Source organism: Croceicoccus ponticola (assembly GCF_004004515.1).
Lineage (GTDB): Bacteria > Pseudomonadota > Alphaproteobacteria > Sphingomonadales > Sphingomonadaceae > Croceicoccus > Croceicoccus ponticola.
The window spans coordinates 91,470-109,949 of record NZ_RXOL01000004.1 but is presented as its reverse complement, the minus strand read 5'-3'; the positions used below and the strand labels follow the sequence as shown (position 1 = coordinate 109,949).

Sequence of the window (18,480 nt, the reverse complement as noted above, 5' to 3'; positions counted from 1 at the left end):
TCCGTTTAGCGTTAGACTGACAGCGCCGCCGGGCGGCCCGCGCTGTCGTGAACCTGCACGTAGAGGTCGCGTAACACCTTTTTCGCAGCCTCCACCCGTTCGGCCGTATCGTTGGCAAAGCTGACGAAGGTTGCTCCATGCAGGACCAGGACGAACAGGTCATCCAGGGCCGAGTAGACGCGAAGCCGTTCGGCGTCCGCACCGGTATGAAAAATGTCGGTCAGCCGCAGATGTATCGTTTCCCGCAACTGGTTGCCGCGATCAACGATCGGCTTCAGGGTATCGTCGGTGCGCGCGGCGATGAGAAGCTCGTTCCAAGCGATGAAATAACGGGAATCGATGTGATCGTGAATGATGTCGATCGCATCCCCGTGGCTTTCCGGGCCAGACGGCAGAGCAAGAGACTGGCGCAGTTCCTCGCCCCAGATCTTGTCGACGAGATATTCCTGCAGCAGCAGAAGAAGGCTGTGCGTGGTGTCGGCGTAATACTGGATTGCGCTGCGCGTCATATTGGCGCGGTGGGCGACATTCTGGAGGGTCAGCTTGTGGAAGCCTTGTTCGTAAAGGCATGACACCGCTGCCTCCATGATCAGAGCCTCGGTTTCGGCGCTCTTCGGGTAGTTCTTTCCTCGAGCGCGTCGGCGTGACGAAGTCGGGTTCGACCTTGTTCGGTCCATGGCTGCTGCTCATCGTTTGGTATCACGGGATCGTTTGTCTGCCCATAACAGGAACGCAGGCGCGATGAAATCGAAGCTGCGTGGTGGACGGGAAAACTTTCATCACCTGTAATTATTTTGTTGCTGTCCGGAAAGCGATGGCCGTAATGGAAGTCCGGAAAAAGCATTGCTGGGAAAGAGCGGAGGCAGACATGTGGCAGGAAAACAGCTTCGTTGCGTTTGGCGGCGACGTATCGCCGCAACCGACTGAACGGGCGACGCTCGATCGCGAGCACTACTGCGGCAAAGCCACCATGCAGAAGGAATTCGACACCGTCTGGACGAAGGCGTGGCTGATCGCCGGAATCGAACGCGATCTCGAGGAACCGGGCGATTTCATCACGTTCGACATCGCGCATGAATCGATCTTGATCACCCGGACCGAAGATGGCGGTCTGAGCGCGGTCTACAACGTGTGCCAGCACCGTGGGAACAGGCTGCACATCCAGCCGTACGGATCCGTCGCGCGGGCGCACACATGTCCCTATCACGGCTGGAGCTACGGACTGGACGGAACGCTCCTGAACGTTCCGGATCGCGATCGGTTTTCCCCAGGCGTCGATTGCGCGGCGAAATCGCTGAAATCCGTCAATGTCGGCACCAGCAATGGGCTGATCTGGGTCAATCTTGCCGTCGATCCCCTGCCGCTGGAGGATTTTCTCGGCTCGCTGGTTGGCGAACTGATGCCTTACCGGCTCGAAGCGATGCATGTCGTGCGCGAGCAGACCTGCGAGTTGGATGCGAACTGGAAAACCGTGATCGACAACTTCGCCGAAGTCTATCACGTCGATTTCATCCACGCCCAGCACGCCAGCTTCGTCAATTGCCGCGATGCGCGCGTCGACTTGTTTCCCTATGGCCATACCGTTTTTCGGGTTGATGGCTACGTCGTCAATCCGCGCTACCCCGTGCCGGACGAACCGCCGCCGATCCTGTCCGGTGCTTTGCAGGCGCTGGGGCTCGACCCTGGGGATTTCCATGGTCGCGTCGACGAGATCCGTCGTGCCGCGCAAGTTCAGAAGCGCAAGCTGGGGGCACGTGCCGGTTTCGATTATTCCGCACTGACCGACGACCAGGTGTCGGACATCTGGCAATACAATCTTTTCCCGAACACGATCATGACGGTAAAGCCGGAAGAGGTCTGGATCATGCGGCAACGGCCGCATCCCACGGACCCGCAGAAGTGTTTCTTCGACAAGATCACGCTGGCGATGCCGGTCCGGCAAAGCGATGACGAGACTTCGCTGGTCCTGATCGGCGATGTGGAGGCGGCGAAGGCCATGAAGTCAGGTCAGCGCCCCGAACGCGAAGTCTTCACCCAGGCCGATGTGACCAATGGTTCGATGAGTATGACGGAAACGGTCGATCAGGACATCTTCTACCTGCCCTACATGCAGGCCGGGATGAATTCGGCCGGTTTCGACGAAGCCGTCCTTAGCGACGACGAGAACCGGATCCGGCATTTTCACGACTGGCTGGCGACATGGATGGCGGGCCAGATTCCGCGGCCCTCCTGATCGACATCGTCCGCCCGCCCGGTCCGGGCGTTTCGTGGTTTCCCGAAACGAGGAAGGGCGCTGGATTGCTCCAGCGCCCTTCCTCCGTTGGAAAGAACGTCAGAATTTGTAGCTGATGCTGGCCGTGACGATGCGTGGATGGCCAAGCGTGCCGATGATGAAGGTTTCCGGGCCGGTCCCGGTCAGACCGTCTATCCCCAGGTTGGGGAATGGCTCAAGGTCCGTATAATACTCTTGGTCGAACACGTTCTGCACGTTGAGCATGAGTTCCCAAGGACCGCGGGCGATTCCGGTCTGGATGTCGACGACGGTGTAGCTTGGATTTTCGACGTTGTTCCAGGGTTTGCCACCCTTCATCTTGCCTTTGTAGCTCACCTGCAAGTCTGCGATGAAGTCCATCTCGTCGGACAGTGGCAGAGCGAGGTTCGCATTGAAATTCGCGCTGGTGCCAATGACGTTCGGCGGCGTCTTTCCGCTGAGGTCGAGGCCGTCGATCAGCACCGTGCCGTCATCCCATTCCGCTTCGACGAGACCGAATGCGCCAGACAGCGTCAAGTAGTCGACGGGCCTGATCGATGCGCTTAATTCGAGGCCCCACTGGGTGGAATCGCCGACGTTGGTGATCCCTTCGATCAGTCCATCGCCGCCCGGATTCGGCACGATGAATTCGAACTGCCGGTTCTTGTACGTGGTATAGAATGCGGCCGCCGTGACCGAGCCCATTCCGCCAAGTATCTCGCTCTTGACGCCGACTTCGTACTGGGCCGACCTTTCCGGTTCGTATCCAACCAAGGTTGGCATGCCGTCCGGTCCGAAGATCAAGGGGGCCCCGTCTGCTATACCATTCCATCCGCCAGGTTCGAACCCTTTGGAGTAGGTGGTGTAGATGATGGCGTCTCCATTCAGATCATAAGTCAGGGACAGGCGCGGCAGGACCTCGGTTTCCGACTTGGAAGCACAGTGCCCAACATCCAGCGCGCATTCCTGCGAGCGCCAGCGATCGACACGCAGTCCTGCGCCCAACTCGATGTTGCCAAGTTCGTAGGTGACATTGCCGAACGCCGCGGCGTTGTTCTTGTTTTCCTCACTCGTGACGAACGGCACGGTGACGTAGGCGAAGGGGTCATCGGATTCGATGAAGATCCAGCCGAATTCGAGTGTCGAATTCATGGTCTCCTGGAGATCCCTTGCGTACAGGCCGACAATCCATTGGAACGGTCCGTCGTCGGTCGAAGTGAAGCGCAATTCCTGCGTCAACACCTCGAAGGTCTGTGGCTGGATGGTATTGAAAGCCCACAGTTGGGTCAGATCGACATCGGTGACGCGGTCGCTTTTGGAGTCGGTATAGGAACTGATCGAAGTGACCAGGACTCCGCCCAGGTCTAGTTCCAGCTCCAGGTTCGCGCCGAATGTCTTGCGCTCGTTCCTGGGATTGCGGTTAACATCGAGGGCCTTGGGGTAGGTGAAATTGCCCGGGCTGCCGAGCTCGCGTGACCAGTTGTTGGCCGGGCCATCGTATTCGTTGTAACGCGCCGATGCCTGTAGCGAGAAGTTGTCGGTCAGATCGCCGGCAATTGCCACACGGCCGCCGAATTCCTCGTAAGCGCCTACGTCGCGGGGCTGGTCGTAGGTCACCCCGAATACGGGGGCGGGCGAATTGGGATTGTAGAGAAAGCCATCGTCGGTGCGGCCGAAGCCGAACACCCTCATTGCCCAGCTCGAACCGAGCGGAAGATTGATCGCGGCTTCACCGTCAAGCACGTTCTGCTCACCGGCCATGAGCTTGACGCGCCCCGAAACGCGTTCCGGATCGGGCCGCTCGCTGACATATTTCACGGCGCCGCCGATATTGCTGCCTCCGTACAGGACGCCTTGGGGGCCCTTCAGCACTTCAATCCGGGCCAGATCACCGAAGCGCGAGGAGGCGTCGCCGAAGAGCTGGACATCGTCGAGATAGAAGCCAACCCCCTGCGTCAGGCCGAATGCGCCGACGCCACGGATCGAGACGTTGGGATAGCCGTCGGTGCGCATCGAAAGGTTGAGGTTGGGCACGTTCTGACCGATCTGGTTCAGGCCCTTGATGTTTTGCCGCTGGATATCTTCGGCACCGATCGCGACTACCGATTCCGGAACGTCGAGCAGGCTTTCCTCGCGTTTGCGGGCGGTGACGATGATAGTGTTGCCTCTGGCCGCGGTCTCGGCCGATGGCTCGGTTTCCTGTGCCCGTGCCTCGAGCGGAAACAGCGCAAAGCCGAGTGCCGCCAGCGATGCCGTTCCGGCAACCGCCATGGGGCTCTCTGAACTGCTGAAGTACCTTTCCAGTCGCATTTTGCCTCTCCCTAGCTTCGACGAACTGTCGCGGCAGCCTGTTTGGCTCTGCCCGCGCAGGACGCTCCGTGGTATCGACCCTTGGCTCTCGTCCGTTCGATATTTTCCTTCAGCGATCATTGGTTGAGCCGGAAACGAGAGCTAATCTAGATTGAACAAGCGCTCAAGAAAAATTTGTTACGACTAATGAAATGCGCAATTTGCGCGAATATGGGCAGTGTCAAAAGGGTGTTGTCAGGATCGCTAATGGCGGGCGAGCGGAGGCCTGAAGCTGAAATCTAATGCTGCAGCAGCCCCGAAGCTCCAGCCGCGAAAAGCTGCGGTGCAGAGACGAGTTATGGTTTGCCTGACAGCACCCTGACCTTTCACGCCGCAGCGGCGGACGCGGCATTCCATTCCGCCATGGCGGCGGATCGGGAATTGCGCATGGTGTTTCGGGAGATCAGGTGACGCTGGGTATTGAAGATGTTGTAGATTGCTGAGTGGGTGGAAACGAACCGTTGAGCTTGGCCCTGCGATTTGAACCGCTGCATCTTTCGCTCTCTTCGTCGGACTGGAAGGTGCGAATTCTCGACGCGGTTGTTGTCGCGTAATCGGCCCGGTCGATGTCGGTCGACGCAGCCCAGGACCTTCAGTGCTGCGGGATATGATTTAAGTCCATCGGTGACGATGGCTTCCGGCACGGCACCTTGCTTCTTGAGAAGTTTCCTGAGCAATTTCAGTGCTGCTTCTTTGTTCCTGCGCTTCTGGACGAGTACATCCAGCACTTCGCCTTCCTTATCGACGGCCCGCCACATGTACATCCGCTGGCCGTTGATGCGGACGACCATTTCATCAAGATGCCAGACGCAATCGGCGCGTCCGCGCTTGCGGCGAATGTTGGCCGCGATGGCGGGACCGAACTTGTTCGCCCAGCACCGGACCGTCTCGTAACAGAGATCGATCCCCCGTTCGGCAAGCAGATCCTCGACGTCCCGCAGGCTGAGGGTGAAGCGATAGTAGAGCCAAACCCCGAGCCGGATTACATCGGGCGGGAAGCGGTGTCGTTTGAACGAAATGGGTTTCATGCTGGTCCATCTATCCGATCGATTGACCGTTGACAGAGACAAGTTAGCGTTAGACTGACAGCTCCCGTCGCCTTTCCGTTATTTCCATTCTTCGCCGGACATCATCCGCATGGTGGTGATGCTCTACGTGCGATATCCGCTGTCGCTCCGGAACGTCGAAGATTTGCTTTTCGAACGTGGATACGACATCTGCCACGAGACCGTTCGGCTCTGGTGGAATCGTTTTGGTCCGATGTTTGCAGCGGACATCCGGCGCCAGCGCGTCAGCCGAATGCGCGGTTTTCGGCATTGGCGTTGGAACCTCGATGAAATGTACGTGAAACTGAACGGAGAGATGGTTTACCTGTGGCGCGCGGTTGATCACGAGGGTGAAGTTCTCGAGTCCTACGTTACGAAGAAACGGGACAAATCTGCGGCGTTGGCTTTCATGAAGAAGGCTTTGAAGCGCCATGGCAAGGTGGACACCATCGTTACCGACGACCTGAGATCCTACCCCGCGGCGATGAAGGAACTCGGCAACCAGGACCGTCGCGAGATGGGGAGGTGGCTCAACAATCGAGCGGAGAATTCACATCTGCCGTTCCGACGACGAGAGCGCGCCATGCAGCGATTTCGGCGAATGAAGTCACTGCAGAAATTCGCCTCGGTCCGCGCCTCGATCTCCAACCATTTCAATCAGGAACGCCACCTCATCGATCGACAGACATTCAAAGCACGACGCTCGGCGGCGCTCGCCGAGTGGCAGAAGCTTGCGGCATAACTGATTGAAGGCCTAGCTGCTCTTGCGTCAAGTGGAGAGAAGTTAGCGTCGGACTGACAGCACCACAGGAAGGGAAGTAACCATGACGTCGAAGCCGAAGGCACCTGCGCTGCATCCTGATACTGTAGCACTGCTAGAGGCGGCCAGAGCCGCAAATGCCCCCCCATATGAAGCGATGATTGTCGAACAGGCGCGCGAGACTTCGGGCGAATTCACGGCTGTCGGCGCGTTTCCGGCGTTGGATGTCGCGTCAGTCGAAGATCGCACCATCGGTGAAGGCGCCAGCGCGTTCACGGCGCGGCTTTACCGCCCGCTCCATTCGGCCGAAGCGGCGGCCCCTGCAATCCTCTATATCCATGGCGGTGGTTGGGTTGTCGGCAGCCTCGATAGTCATGACAGTATCTGTCGCCGCCTTTGCGACGCACTGCACTGGCCGATCGTCGCGATCGACTACCGGCTGGCACCCGAACATCGTTTCCCCGCAGCAGTCGACGACACGTTCGCCGCGATCCGCTGGCTCCATGCGGAGGCGGCGGCGTTGGGCATCGATCCAGCCCGCATCGCTGTGGTTGGCGACAGCGCCGGCGGCAACCTTGCCGCAGTGGCCGCGATCGCTGCGCGCGAAGGCATGGTGCCCCCTGTCGCCTTTCAGGGCTTGGTCTATCCTGTCACCGACCTTGGCGGCGAAAGCGAAGGCTACGCTCGGGTAGTCGAAGGAATGCCGGTTACTGGCCCTACGATGCGCTGGTTCCGCGATCTCTACCTCGGATCGCCCGAAGACGGGCAGGATTGGCGCGCCTCGCCGTTGCGTGCAGCTTCGCTGGCCGATTTGCCTCCGGCGCTCGTCGTCACGATGGAGCACGACCCGCTTTGCGAGGAAGGCCGAGCATATGCCCGCGGGTTGATCGATGCCGGCGGGGAAGTAACCGAATTGCACTTTTCCAATCATATGCATGGCCTGATTAGCATGGGCGCGCTGATCCGCGACGCAGAAGCGCTGCTGCAGTCTTTGATCACTGCGTTGCGCTGCCGCCTTGCCGCGGTGCCTGCGCCTTAAACTACAGCCAGAAACCCGGGTCCACACGAAGCAATCGGTCCCAATGGAGAGAGAATGTCCGTCGAGCAGTTCAAAACGAATTATGACGTCGTTATCGTAGGAGCCGGATTCGCAGGCATGTACCAGCTCCACAAGGCACGCGAGCTGGGCTTCTCCGCTGTCGTCATCGACGGCAATGCCGAAGTCGGCGGCTGTGGTACTGTCAGGTTATCCGCTGATGGCCAAGCGGAAGCCCACACCTGAAAATTCATGTCGCAGCGGCGGACGCGGCATTCCACTCCGCCATGGCGGCGGTTCGGAAGATGCGGAGAGTCTTGCGGGAGACGAGATGGCGCTGTGTATTAAAGGTATTGTAGATTGCTGAGTGGGTGGAAACGAAGCGTTGAGCTTGGCCCTGCGATTTGAACCGCTGCATCTTTCGCTCTCGTCGTCGGACGGGAAGGTGTGAATTCTCGACCCTGTTGTTCTCGCGTAATCGCCCCGGTTGGTGGCGGTCCTGGCAACCCAGGACCTTCATTGCCGCGCGGTACGAAGCCAGCCCGTCGGTGACGATGGCGTCTGGCACCGCGCCCTGGTTCTTCAGCAGTTTCCTAAGCAATTTCAGTGCTGCTTCTTTGTTGCGGCGCTTCTGGACAAGGACATCCAGCACTTCGCCTTCCTTGTCCACGGCACGCCACATGTACATCCGCTGGCCGTTGATCCGAACGACCATTTCGTCCAGATGCCAGACGGAATCGGCTCGTCCCCGATTGCGGCGAATGTTGGCGGCGATGGCCGGGCCAAACTTGTTCGCCCAGTAGCGGACGGTTTCGTAGCTCACTGAATGTCCGCGTTCGGCAAGCATGTCTTCGACATCGCGCAAGCTGGTTGTGAAGCGGAAATATAACCAGACAGCCAGCCGGATGACATCCGGCGGGAAGCGGTGTCGTTTGAAGGAAATGGGTTTCATGCCGGTCTCACTAGGCGGCGGAACGCCGCAAGTGGAGAGAGGTTAGCGTTAGACTTACAGCACCATAACATCAACGAAGCACGACCTCTTTCGCATTGAATTGCGCTCTTACCAAAATGGAAAACGGCGGTGCATTAGCTTTGACAGCACCCCACCGTGTGCCGAAAGCCTTCGTTCGCGGAGCCAGAAATGCGCCGCTCTGCGCCCACTACGGCATAAAGACCGAAATCGGCGGCCGTATAACATCGGGAAGTCACCCAGCACCAAGAGGCAGCCATGACTTTCCGGCCAGACTACATCAGCTTCGACTGTTACGGCACGCTCATCAATTTCGAGATGGGTCCGACCGCCGAAAAGCTTTTCGCAGATCGCCTCGACGCGGCGCGGATGGGACCGTTTCTCGCCACCTTCAAGGCCTATCGCCTTGACGAGGTGCTGAGTGCATGGAAGCCGTTCTACGATGTGGTCGAAAACTCGATCCGCCGGACTTGCGCCAGGCACGGCATCGAATGCCGCTCTAGCGATGTCGAGGCGCTTTATGCCGCGATCCCCACTTGGCAACCGCACCCTAACGTGGTCGAAACACTCGAACTCGTGGCGCAGCATTATCCGCTGGTCATTCTATCGAACTCGATGGTCGACCTGATCCCGGCCAGTGTCGCGCACCTGAAAGCGCCGTTTCACGCGGTGTATACAGCCGAAGAAGCGCAATCCTACAAGCCGCGGCTGCCGACGTTCGAGTACATGTTCGACATGCTGGGCTCTTCGCCCGAGCGGATGATGCACTGCTCGTCCAGCTTCCGTTACGACCTGATGTCGGCATCGGATCTCGGCTTCATGGCCAAGGCCTTCATCGACCGTGGGCACGAGCCGACGTCGACCGATTACGGCGTCAGCCGGCTGACCGACGTTCGCCAGTTGCCGGGCCTGCTTGGCCTGTGACGGGCCCGTCCACTTCATGCCAGCGAGAGCGTTCATGAGCGTCCAGTCCGGAATCGAGGGTCCCGGCCATCCGTCTTCCGGCGACTCCGAATTGGCGGCGAGCGTTCCCGAACTGTCGTTGCAGGAGGCGGCAGCCATCGCCGAGCGTCTTTTCGGCATCGCCGGCAGCGCCCATCTGCTGACCAGCGAGCGCGACCGCAACTTCCGCCTCGCAGGGACAGACGGGGTCAATTACCTGCTGAAGGTCAGCAACCCGTCAGAACCCGACAGCGTCGTCGACCTGCAGACCGCGTGTCTCGAACATGTCGGCGCAAGGGACGCCGCGATCCCGGTGCCGCGCGTCCTGCGGACCTTGAGCGGGGAGACGCGGGGTCGGGCCGAACTGGCAGACGGTCGGAGTTCGACGATCCGCATGCTGACCTATCTGGAAGGATTGCCGGTAAAGGGCACGGCTCACACCCCCGCCCAACGCCGCGACATGGGGCTGGCGCTCGCCGAACTCGATCTCGCGCTCGACGGCTTCAGTCATCCCGCCGCGTCGCACGACCTGTTGTGGAACGTGTCGCGCGCTGACCGCTTGTCGCATCTTGCCGAGGACATCGTCGGCAACGACAGGCGCAGCCTTGTGGGCCACTTCATGGACCGGTTTGTCGGCGTCGTTCTGCCGCGGCTCGGCAACGTGCGCAGGCAGGTGATCCACAACGACTTCAACCTTTATAACGTCCTCGTCGATGCGGGCGATACCGACCGGGTCACCGGGATCATCGATTTCGGCGATCTGCTCCACGCTGCGCTCGTCGGCGAAGTTGCGACCGCCACCGCCTACCAGATGAAGGAAGCCGCAGAGCCCATGGCAGCGGCAGCCGAATTCATCGGCGCCTATCACGAAGTTCTGCCGCTGCTGCCCGAAGAGCAGGACATCGTCGCCGACCTGGTGGCGACACGGCAGCTCGTGACCGTCCTGATTTCGGAGTGGCGCTCGCGCCGCTACCCGGAAAACCGCGACTACATCATGCGCCATAATCCGGGGGCCTGGGAAGGCCTCACCCTCATGGCCGACCTTTCCCGCGAAGACGCCCGCGACCAGATGCTGGCTCGCGTGCGCAACGGAGACAACCGATGACCAGCACGATCGACCTCAACATGGTGAACGCCTACATCCCTGGGCGCGCCGACGTCGGACCGGAAACGGCGGCAACCATTGCGCGGCGCGATGCCCTGCTCGGCCCGGCCTATCGCCTGATGTACGAGCGCCCGCTGCATATCGTGAAGGGCGAGGGCGCATGGCTGATCGACAGCGACGGGCGCCGCTTCCTTGACATCTACAACAACGTCACCTCGCTCGGCCACTGCCACCCGCGGGTGGTGGAGGCGATCACCCGGCAGGTTGCGACGCTGGCGACCAACACCCGCTACCTGCACGAAACGATCCTCGAGCTGGCCGAACGCCTGCTGGCGACCGTGCCGGGCACCGATCTTGCCCACATGATGCTGACCTGCACCGGCAGCGAGGCAAACGACCTGGCCTATCGCATGGCCAAGGTCCGCACCGGCGGAACCGGCATCATCGTCACCGAAACCGCCTATCACGGCTTTACCGACGCGGTGTCGCAGTTCTCGCCCTCGCTCGGCGTGACGGTGGACCTAGGCGCGCATGTCCGGCTCGTGCCTGCCCCGCGCGCCTATCATGCCGATGGCGCGGACCTTGGCGAACGCTTTACCCGCGATGTCGAGGCGGCGATCGCCGATCTGAAGCGCCATGGCATCAAGCCGGCCATGTTGATCGTCGATTCGATCTTTACCAGCGACGGCATCCTGCCCGATCCGCGGTGCTTCCTGAAAGGCGCGGTCGAGGCGATCCGCAAGGCGGGCGGCCTGTTTGTCGGCGACGAAGTGCAGCCCGGGTTCGGCCGTACCGGCGAACACATGTGGGGCTTCCAGCGGCACGGCGTGGTGCCCGACATCGTGACGATGGGCAAGCCGATGGGCAACGGCCAGCCGATCGCCGGTCTGCTGGTCACACACGATGCGGTTGCGCAGTTCGGACGCGATTCCCGTTATTTCAACACCTTTGCCGGCAATACCGTTTCGTGCGCCGCCGCCGTGGCGGTGCTGGACACGATCGAGCAGGAAGGGCTTATCGCCCACTCCGCGCGCATCGGTACCCACCTGCGCGAGGGGATCGCCGCGCTGGCCGAGCGTCACGAAGCGATCGGCGACGTTCGCGGCGTCGGCATGTTCGTCGGCGTGGAGATCGTTTCGGACCGCGCCCGGCGAACTCCTGATCGCGAATTGACCAGCCGGGTCGTCAACCTGCTGCGCGATAAGGGCGTTCTCATCAGCGCCTGTGCGATGGGCCACAATGTTCTCAAGATCAGGCCGCCGATGGTGCTCGATGCAGGGCAGGCTGATATGGTGATCGCGGCGCTGGACGAATCGTTTGCCGAAGCCGCCGCCGGGAACTGAACGAAAGGCCTGACCGTCCATGCAGTCGCGGTTCGCACTGGATCGGATCGACTTCAAGATCCTCGACCATCTGCAGAAGATGGGGCGCTGCTCGAACGTGGAACTGGCGGAAATGGTCGGGCTCAGCCCCAGCCCCTGCCTTAGCCGGGTCAAGCGCCTGCAACAGGCCGGCGTGATCGAAGGGTTCGGCGCCCACGTCGCCCTGGCGCGGCTGGGCGACTACCTGATCGTGTTCAGCGAGGTTACCATCGACGCGCACCGCCGCCAGCACCTGCGCCGGTTCGAGAAAGCCGCCGCCGCGGTGCCCGAGATCATGGAATGCTACAACGTCAGCGGCGGCTATGACTTCCTGCTTCGCATCGTGGCGCGCAGCGTTTCGCATTTCCAGGAGGTGATGGAGGGGTTGCTTGTGGCCGATCTCGGCATCCGCAAGTTCCAGAGTTACGTCGTACTGCGCGTGCCATTCGTGAAGCACGAATTGCCGCTCGACCGCTTGTTCAGAGAGAGCACGGTCGCCGTCGCCGAGGAACCGGGCGAGGCGTAGGCGCGCTTCCGGGCGGCCCTTGATTTCTCGGAAAGCGGATAGCGAAGGTCGCCGCCGGGCTGAAGGCGTTGACGAACAGCACCGACCCGTCGGACGAAAAGCACGCGCCGGCCAGCTCGATCTGCAAACGCAGAGGGCCGATTGGCACAGTAACTGGCACTGTCAAAGCAAATGCACTTGATTGAAAAGTGAGCGGGCGAGGGTAGTACGCGTCCATGCCCAGACCCCGCAAACCAGCCAGCCCATTGCGGTATTTCAACTCATCGCCAGAAGTGATCCGCATGGCGGTGATGCTGTATGTCCAGTACCCGCTGAGCTTACGCAACATTGAGGATCTGCTGTTCAAATACGGGATCGGTATCTGCCACGAGACGGTGCGGCTCTGGTGGAACCGGTTCGAACCGATGCTTGCGGCTGATATTCGTAGCGTGTCGGTAGAATGAAGGGCGTCCATCGTCACCATCGGCCTGAAATCCTACCATGCTGCCATGAAGGAGCTCGGCAATCAGGACTGTCGCGAGATGGGCAGGTGGCTGAACAATCGCGCCGAGAATTCGCACCTGCCGTTCAGGCGACGAGAGCGAGCGATGCTGAGATTTCGACAATCGAAATCGCTACAAAAGTTCGCCTCGGTCCATGCGTCCTTTCACAACCGTTTAATTCGGCATTGTCAAAGGGATGGCGGGGCACCGCTACCGCTGCTAGCCAGCCCGGATGAGCAAGGCCGACAACCCCTTCAAGTACTTCCATTCTTCGCCCGACGTCATCCGCATGGTGGTGATGTTATATGTGCGATACCCCTTGTCGTTGCGAAACGTCGAAGATCTGCTGTTCGAGCGTGGCTGCGACCTGTGCCACGAAACGGTTCGGCTCTGGTGGAATCGTTTCGGTCCGATGTTCGCTGCCGACATCCGGCGTCAGCGTGTTAATCGTATGAAGGGCTTTCGCCAGTGGCGTTGGCACCTCGACGAGATGTACGTGAAACTCAACGGCGAGATGGTTTATCTCTGGCGCGCCGTCGATCACGAAGGCTAGATGCTGGAGAGCTTCGTCACTAAGAAACGGGACAAATCTGCCGCTCTGGCCTTCATGAAGAGGGCGCTGAAGCGCCATGGCAAGGCGGAGACGATCGTCACCGACGGCCTCAAATCCTACGCGGCAGCGATGAAGGAACCGGGCAACCAGGACCGGAATGAGACGGGACGCTGGCTGAACAACAGGGTCGAGAATTCACATCTGCCATTCCGCCGACGAGAGCGGGCGATGCAGCGATTTCGGCGAATGAAGTCACTACAGAAATTCGCGTCGGTCCATGCCTCGATCTCCAACCACTTCAACCAAGAACGTCATCTCGTCGACAGAGAAACATTTAAGGAAAGACGCTCGGCTGCCTTGGCCGAGTGGCAGAACCTTGCGGCATGACCGCGTAAACACGGAGCCCGTTCTGCGCCAAGTGGAGAGCGGTTAGCGTCGGACTGACAGCACCTTTACGTGCGCTATCCGCTGTCACTTCGGAACGTCGAAGACCTGCTCTTCGAGCGCGGATATGACTTCTGTCACGAGACGGTTCGGCTGTGGTGGAACCGTTTCGGTCCGATGTTCGCGGCCGAGATCCGGAGGCGGCGTGTGAACCACATGCGCGGTTTTAGACAATGGCGCTGGAATCTTGACGAGATGTACGTGACCCGTAGGGCCGCGCAGCGAACATGAACGGCGAGCGGCACTACATGTGGCGTGCCGTTGATCACGAGGGCGAAGTGCTCGAAAGCTATGTCACCAAGAAACGGGACAAATCCGCGGCGCTGGCGTTCTTGAAGAAAGCTCTGAAGCGTCATGGCAAGGCTGAAACGATTGTCACGGATGGCCTGAAATCCTACCCTGCCGCCATGAAGGAACTCGGCAATCAGGACCGTCGCGAGATGGGCCGATGGCTCAACAATCGAGCCGAAAATTCACACCTGCCATTCCGACGACGAGAGCGAGCCATGCTGCGATTTCGGCAGATGAAATCGTTACAAAAGTTTGCCTCCGTCCACGCTTCCATTCACAACCTTTTCAATTCCGAACGCCACCTCGTAGATCGCCAGACCTACAAAACCCGTCGCTCGGCCGCCTTCGCTGAGTGGCAGAACCTTGCATCATGAGAGCGTAATCGTCTGGGCTTCCTTGCGCCAGGTGGAGACGAGTTCGCGTTGGACTGACACCACCGTCCGCTGCCATCACGCCGCTCCGGTGATGCGGTAGCAGGTCACGTCATCGCGTTTGCTCTTCTCGATGACGTGGCCTTGCTTCCTGAGGCCGGTCAGCGCCGCGCGGGTCGAGTGCGGTTGCCAGCCGGTGGCCGCGATCAACTCGGCGAGGGTCGCGCCGTCCTCGCGGCGCAGCAACGCGATCACCGTGCCGATCTTGGTGGTGGGGGTGGCTGCCGCTTCGGCTGCGGCGGTCTCGGTTTTCTTTGCCATGGTGGCTCTCCTGATCGGGAGCAGCACCGTGCCGCTCCTACCAGGTGCAGCCCCGGATCACGCAGGCTAAGCGATTGGGCGGGGCGGAGGCGGGCGATTTACGCCGCTGCCGGTGACGACAGCAATGCTCGAACCGGCAGCGAAGTCGAGCGGTTTGTGGGAGGTCGGTCCGAATGTTGGGAGACGGTCATTTCACATAATGGCGAATCTCAATCCCGAACTTTCACTTCGATGACGGGCAGCACCGGGCGGACAGATAACCACACCCGACAGATCACATCAGCAACTCAATTTACCCCTTGCAGCGCAAGGGCCATCCACAGATGACAGCACCTCGTGATGGAGGTTGCAAATCTGCACTGTCGGTTCGATTACGGACTGCAGACTAGAGATTGGCATTAGTCTGGAAGCATGCGGCCTGCGGGGAAGTTTTACCTTTTGGTTTGCGAGACAAGTCCTGCATATGGGTGAGTGCACCGGCAATTCGATGGTGACGCATTTGAAATGGCTGGGAAAGACTGGTCCGGTCTTGATCGGGCTTTCGACGCTTGCGCTTGTCGTGCTCTTGCAGTTCGTCGATCTCGCCCCGCTTGAACGGCTGAGACTGCAGGTATTCGATGGCCTGCAACTTGCCGGGCCAAGCAAGGATGTAACGCAACGACGGGTTATGGTCGCCGACATCGACGAAGAGTCGATCAAGCAGCTAGGACAGTGGCCATGGCCGCGCGATGAGCTGGCGACGCTCACCCGCCGGTTGGGCGAGGCCGGCGCGTCGGTCGTGGTTTACGACATTGTCTTTTCGGAGCCCGATCGGACTTCACCGGCTGCGATTGCGGCACGATACCAGAACACCGGAATGGGCGAGGCGCTGGACGAACGTTTCGCGAGCCTGCCCAGTCACGATTCCCTGTTTGCAGACAGCTTCCGCCAGGTGCCGGTCGTCACCGGGTACTTCCTTGACCGGGTGGACCGTGGCCGCGATGTCGAACCCAAGGTGGGCTTCACCTTGCACGGCCATCTTCCGACCAGACATGTCCGCAGTTACGCCGGCGCTTTGCAGCCGCTACCCGAGCTTGAGAATGCCGCCGCCGGTAACGGATTCGTCAGTCTGGAAAGCGATGCGGACGGCATCGTGCGCCGTGTTCCGCTCGTCGCGATCCAGAACGGAACGCTCGTCCCGGGCTTGTCGCTCGAAGCGGTGCGACTGGCGCTGGGAGCGGAGGCACCCAATTTTCTTGCCAGCGACGGAAGCGGCGAGACGGCCTCTGCGCCGGGGGCGGCCGTTGCAGTAAGGATCGGAGGCAGGGAAATTCCGGTTACCGATGCGGGCGAGATGTGGGTTCGATTTCCCGAGAGGGACACGCACGAAGTATTGCCTGTCTGGCAGATCGTGACGGGCGCGATCCCCGACGATGCCCTAGCCCGCGCCATAAAGGGGCGGATCGTCTTTGTCGGTGGCAGCGCGGCGGGTTTGCAAGATCTCGTCTCGACCCCGCGCAGCAGGCTTACGGCGGGCGTCAACGTCCATGCTGCCGCGGTGTCGCAGATGCTGGACGGCGACTTTCTGGAAAGGCCCGACTGGGCATTCGGGCTGGAACTTCTGCTCGTACTGGTCGCGGGGGGCGGTCTGGCCCTGCTGCTGCCGCGGCTGGGCGCTACGCGCGGAGCGATGGCGGCGCTCGCCGGTGCGGGCATGATCGCGGGCGGGAGCTGGCTCGCCTTTGCGCGGGGCAACTACCTGCTCGATCCGACTTATCCGATGATTGCCATCGCTGCCGTCTACGTGGTGCAGACGGTTGTCGTGTTCTACCGCGAGGAGCGCCAGCGCCGTTATATCCATGCCGCCTTCGACCGCTATCTTTCGCCCGAAATGGTCAGGAAGATCGCCGCCGACCCGAGCAAGCTGGAGCTTGGCGGCGAAGAGCGGGAGATGACGGTGCTGATGTGCGATATCCGCGGCTTTTCACATATCTCGGAGCGCTATGCCCCGCATGAAGTGATCGATTTCCTGATCGACCTGCTCACGCCGCTGAGTGATATCCTGCTCGCCCGGCGCGCGACGATCGACAAGTATATCGGCGATGCGATCCTTGCCTTCTGGAATGCGCCTCTCGACGATCCCGACCAGCATCGCAATGCGGCTTCCGCAGCGCTGGAGATGATCGCCAAGACCAAGGAGTTGAACCGCACCATGTCGGCGCATGAGGGGCCGGTGCGAAACGGGACGGCGCGAAACGGAAAGGTCTGGCCCGGCGATGTCCGGATCGGCCTCGGCCTCAATTCGGGCCTGTGCTGCGTCGGCAACATGGGGTCGCGTCAGCGGCTCTCCTACACGCTGATCGGCGATACCGTGAACGTCGCCTCGCGTTTCGAGGGGCTCACCAAGCTATATGGTGTGTCGATCATCGTTGGCAGCGCCTTGGCGGCAGAGCTTCAGCGTGACTTCGCCTTGCTCGAACTGGACCGGGTGCGCGTCGTGGGCCGCGATGCGCCGGAAACCATCTTTGCGCTGCTCGGCGACGGAAACGTGTTTGGGAGCGAGAGCTTTGCCCGTCTGCGCCAAGCGCATGCCGCCATGCTGGAGGCGTATCACGCGCAACAATGGGGCACTGCCCGCGAGGCATTGGTGCAAGGCCGCACCGTGTACGAGGAATACGATATCGTCGGCCTCAATGACCTTTTCCAGCAGCGTGTCGCCACGCTCGAGGCCAATCCGCCAGCCGCGGGCTGGGACGGAGTCTTTCAGGTCACGCAGAAATAGCGGAACTATTGCGGCCTGCCTTGGATCTGTTGGTTCGGATTGGGCACCGGGGTCTGCGGATTTCGGACGACATCCTTGCTCCCGTCGCCATCGAGCAGGATGCCCAGGGCAGCCGCACCCAGAACCGCAGGAATAAGCGCCTCGAGCAAGCCGCCGCCCTCTGCCGCACGGGCCATTTCGGGGGCCAGTTCTTCCTGCACCTTGGACAGACCCTTGTTGGAGATTAGAAAGGGGCCGATCGGCTGCGCACCCTTGCGCGGGATGTAGGCGGCCAGGCCGGGGCGGTCCAGCACGACCGTCTTGCCCGCCCCTTCGACTTCGGCGCGGCCGGGGGTCAGGCCGCCAAGGGTGGCCGCGCCGGGGCCGCGCAAGACGACCAGCGTCGCCTCGTCCTTGTCACTATCCACCTTGCCGACGGCTTCTTCCTGACTGGCAATATCGACTGCGTTCTCGCCGACCAGCAGGTCGAGCGCGGTGCCGCGAATGCCGATGCGTCCGGCCGGGGTCGCTATATCGGCGCTGTTGGTCCCATCCTGACGGCCAGAGAAGAAGCGCAGCGCGCCCTTCATGAATGTCGCAAGGAGCGAACGGCCCTGATTGGGATCATAGACGTAGCGGTCGATCCGCACGCGAGACTTGGCGCCGATGCCGAAGCTGGTGCGATCGAGCAACAGGATCTGGAGCTGCGATTTCTTGCCCGTGTCGATCAGGTCGCCCCATGCGATCCGTTCCTTGCGTACTACGGCGCGCGGTTTCGGAGCCTCGGCGTCGCTGATCTCGACCTTGCCGACAACGGCTGAGGCATTGCCGATCTCGACTTGCTGGGCAAGGCCGGGTGTGGCGGCCAGCGCCGTGGCGAGGGCACTGCAGGCTGCAAGCGAGCGGTTTAAGCGGGTCGATTTGGCCATGGC

The 18,480-nt window shown here is 60.9% G+C and carries 14 protein-coding genes and 4 pseudogenes; 12 read left to right on the top strand and 6 right to left on the bottom strand.

All coding sequences use genetic code 11. The annotated features are described in order from the left end of the window. Nucleotides 1-11 precede the first annotated feature (11 nt). The gene (locus EKN06_RS10260; protein WP_127612824.1) at nt 12-677 is read right to left on the bottom strand and encodes a TetR family transcriptional regulator; all 666 of its coding nucleotides are present in this window, start codon (nt 675-677) and stop codon (nt 12-14) included. 146 nt (nt 678-823) lie between these two features. On the opposite strand from EKN06_RS10260, the gene EKN06_RS10255 reads away from it, so the two are divergent. After that, on the top strand, nt 824-2,233 hold the full coding sequence (locus tag EKN06_RS10255; RefSeq protein WP_164844039.1) for an aromatic ring-hydroxylating oxygenase subunit alpha: 1,410 nt from the start codon (nt 824-826) through the stop codon (nt 2,231-2,233). Between the two features lie 99 nt (nt 2,234-2,332). Here the strand turns inward: EKN06_RS10255 and EKN06_RS10250 are convergent, their stop codons facing one another. Both EKN06_RS10250 and EKN06_RS10245 read right to left on the bottom strand, forming a co-directional pair. Further along, nucleotides 2,333-4,522 (bottom strand): TonB-dependent receptor, encoded by a 2,190-nt coding sequence (locus tag EKN06_RS10250; RefSeq protein ID WP_164844038.1) that lies wholly within the window; start codon nt 4,520-4,522, stop codon nt 2,333-2,335. 404 nt (nt 4,523-4,926) lie between these two features. Beyond that, nucleotides 4,927-5,628, bottom strand: a complete 702-nt coding sequence (locus EKN06_RS10245; protein ID WP_127612821.1) for an IS6 family transposase — start codon at nt 5,626-5,628, stop codon at nt 4,927-4,929. Between the two features lie 64 nt (nt 5,629-5,692). Here EKN06_RS10245 and EKN06_RS10240 point away from each other — a divergent pair. The 3 genes and pseudogenes from EKN06_RS10240 to EKN06_RS10230 all read left to right on the top strand — a co-directional run. Next, a pseudogene (locus tag EKN06_RS10240) lies at nt 5,693-6,388 on the top strand (IS6 family transposase); the annotation flags it as partial. 82 nt (nt 6,389-6,470) lie between these two features. After that, nucleotides 6,471-7,445, top strand: coding sequence for an alpha/beta hydrolase (locus EKN06_RS10235; RefSeq protein WP_127612819.1), 975 nt, complete (start codon nt 6,471-6,473; stop codon nt 7,443-7,445). Between the two features lie 54 nt (nt 7,446-7,499). Continuing rightward, nucleotides 7,500-7,688, top strand: a complete 189-nt coding sequence (locus EKN06_RS10230) for an NAD(P)-binding protein (RefSeq protein ID WP_127612818.1) — start codon at nt 7,500-7,502, stop codon at nt 7,686-7,688. A gap of 4 nt (nt 7,689-7,692) precedes the next feature. On the opposite strand, the gene EKN06_RS10225 is transcribed toward EKN06_RS10230, so the two are convergent. After that, a complete protein-coding gene (locus tag EKN06_RS10225; RefSeq protein WP_127612817.1) occupies nt 7,693-8,394 on the bottom strand; it encodes an IS6 family transposase in 702 nt (233 codons plus the stop codon). 276 nt (nt 8,395-8,670) lie between these two features. Between EKN06_RS10225 and EKN06_RS10220 the strand changes: the two genes are divergently transcribed. The 7 genes and pseudogenes from EKN06_RS10220 to EKN06_RS10185 form a co-directional block, all read left to right on the top strand. Then, nucleotides 8,671-9,336, top strand: a complete 666-nt coding sequence (locus EKN06_RS10220; RefSeq protein ID WP_127612816.1) for a haloacid dehalogenase type II — start codon at nt 8,671-8,673, stop codon at nt 9,334-9,336. Nucleotides 9,337-9,370: 34 nt separating this feature from the next. Beyond that, on the top strand, nt 9,371-10,459 hold the full coding sequence (locus tag EKN06_RS10215) for a phosphotransferase (protein WP_127612815.1): 1,089 nt from the start codon (nt 9,371-9,373) through the stop codon (nt 10,457-10,459). Further along, nucleotides 10,456-11,802 carry an aspartate aminotransferase family protein gene (locus EKN06_RS10210; RefSeq protein WP_127612814.1) on the top strand — a complete coding sequence of 449 codons (1,347 nt, stop codon included), beginning with the start codon at nt 10,456-10,458 and terminating at the stop codon, nt 11,800-11,802. Before EKN06_RS10215 ends, EKN06_RS10210 begins: the two co-directional genes overlap by 4 nt. Before the next feature lie 19 nt (nt 11,803-11,821). Continuing rightward, nucleotides 11,822-12,346 (top strand): Lrp/AsnC family transcriptional regulator, encoded by a 525-nt coding sequence (locus EKN06_RS10205; protein ID WP_127612813.1) that lies wholly within the window; start codon nt 11,822-11,824, stop codon nt 12,344-12,346. Nucleotides 12,347-12,561: 215 nt separating this feature from the next. Continuing rightward, nucleotides 12,562-12,999 (top strand): annotated as a pseudogene (locus EKN06_RS16170) (DDE-type integrase/transposase/recombinase); the annotation flags it as partial. A gap of 61 nt (nt 13,000-13,060) precedes the next feature. Then, nucleotides 13,061-13,768 (top strand): annotated as a pseudogene (locus EKN06_RS10190) (IS6 family transposase). 63 nt (nt 13,769-13,831) lie between these two features. Next, nucleotides 13,832-14,490: pseudogene (locus EKN06_RS10185) on the top strand (IS6 family transposase); the annotation flags it as partial. Nucleotides 14,491-14,565: 75 nt separating this feature from the next. Here EKN06_RS10185 and EKN06_RS10180 read toward each other — a convergent pair. Then, nucleotides 14,566-14,808 (bottom strand): DUF3489 domain-containing protein, encoded by a 243-nt coding sequence (locus tag EKN06_RS10180; protein ID WP_127612811.1) that lies wholly within the window; start codon nt 14,806-14,808, stop codon nt 14,566-14,568. A 463-nt stretch (nt 14,809-15,271) separates the two neighbouring features. Between EKN06_RS10180 and EKN06_RS10175 the strand changes: the two genes are divergently transcribed. Then, nucleotides 15,272-17,569 carry a CHASE2 domain-containing protein gene (locus EKN06_RS10175; RefSeq protein WP_127612810.1) on the top strand — a complete coding sequence of 766 codons (2,298 nt, stop codon included), beginning with the start codon at nt 15,272-15,274 and terminating at the stop codon, nt 17,567-17,569. A gap of 5 nt (nt 17,570-17,574) precedes the next feature. Here EKN06_RS10175 and EKN06_RS10170 read toward each other — a convergent pair whose 3' ends face one another. Continuing rightward, nucleotides 17,575-18,477 (bottom strand): FecR family protein, encoded by a 903-nt coding sequence (locus tag EKN06_RS10170; protein WP_127612809.1) that lies wholly within the window; start codon nt 18,475-18,477, stop codon nt 17,575-17,577. Nucleotides 18,478-18,480: the final 3 nt, after the last annotated feature.

Bases quoted from the DNA above. Each gene is read 5' to 3' on its own strand.
- EKN06_RS10260 (WP_127612824.1), bottom strand. From the start codon at position 677: ATGGACCGAACAAGGTCGAACCCGACTTCGTCACGCCGACGCGCTCGA.
- EKN06_RS10255 (WP_164844039.1), top strand. From the start codon at position 824: ATGGAAGTCCGGAAAAAGCATTGCTGGGAAAGAGCGGAGGCAGACATG.
- EKN06_RS10250 (WP_164844038.1), bottom strand. From the start codon at position 4,522: ATGGCGGTTGCCGGAACGGCATCGCTGGCGGCACTCGGCTTTGCGCTG.
- EKN06_RS10245 (WP_127612821.1), bottom strand. From the start codon at position 5,628: ATGAAACCCATTTCGTTCAAACGACACCGCTTCCCGCCCGATGTAATC.
- EKN06_RS10235 (WP_127612819.1), top strand. From the start codon at position 6,471: ATGACGTCGAAGCCGAAGGCACCTGCGCTGCATCCTGATACTGTAGCA.
- EKN06_RS10230 (WP_127612818.1), top strand. From the start codon at position 7,500: ATGTCCGTCGAGCAGTTCAAAACGAATTATGACGTCGTTATCGTAGGA.
- EKN06_RS10225 (WP_127612817.1), bottom strand. From the start codon at position 8,394: ATGAAACCCATTTCCTTCAAACGACACCGCTTCCCGCCGGATGTCATC.
- EKN06_RS10220 (WP_127612816.1), top strand. From the start codon at position 8,671: ATGACTTTCCGGCCAGACTACATCAGCTTCGACTGTTACGGCACGCTC.
- EKN06_RS10215 (WP_127612815.1), top strand. From the start codon at position 9,371: ATGAGCGTCCAGTCCGGAATCGAGGGTCCCGGCCATCCGTCTTCCGGC.
- EKN06_RS10210 (WP_127612814.1), top strand. From the start codon at position 10,456: ATGACCAGCACGATCGACCTCAACATGGTGAACGCCTACATCCCTGGG.
- EKN06_RS10205 (WP_127612813.1), top strand. From the start codon at position 11,822: ATGCAGTCGCGGTTCGCACTGGATCGGATCGACTTCAAGATCCTCGAC.
- EKN06_RS10180 (WP_127612811.1), bottom strand. From the start codon at position 14,808: ATGGCAAAGAAAACCGAGACCGCCGCAGCCGAAGCGGCAGCCACCCCC.
- EKN06_RS10175 (WP_127612810.1), top strand. From the start codon at position 15,272: ATGGGTGAGTGCACCGGCAATTCGATGGTGACGCATTTGAAATGGCTG.
- EKN06_RS10170 (WP_127612809.1), bottom strand. From the start codon at position 18,477: ATGGCCAAATCGACCCGCTTAAACCGCTCGCTTGCAGCCTGCAGTGCC.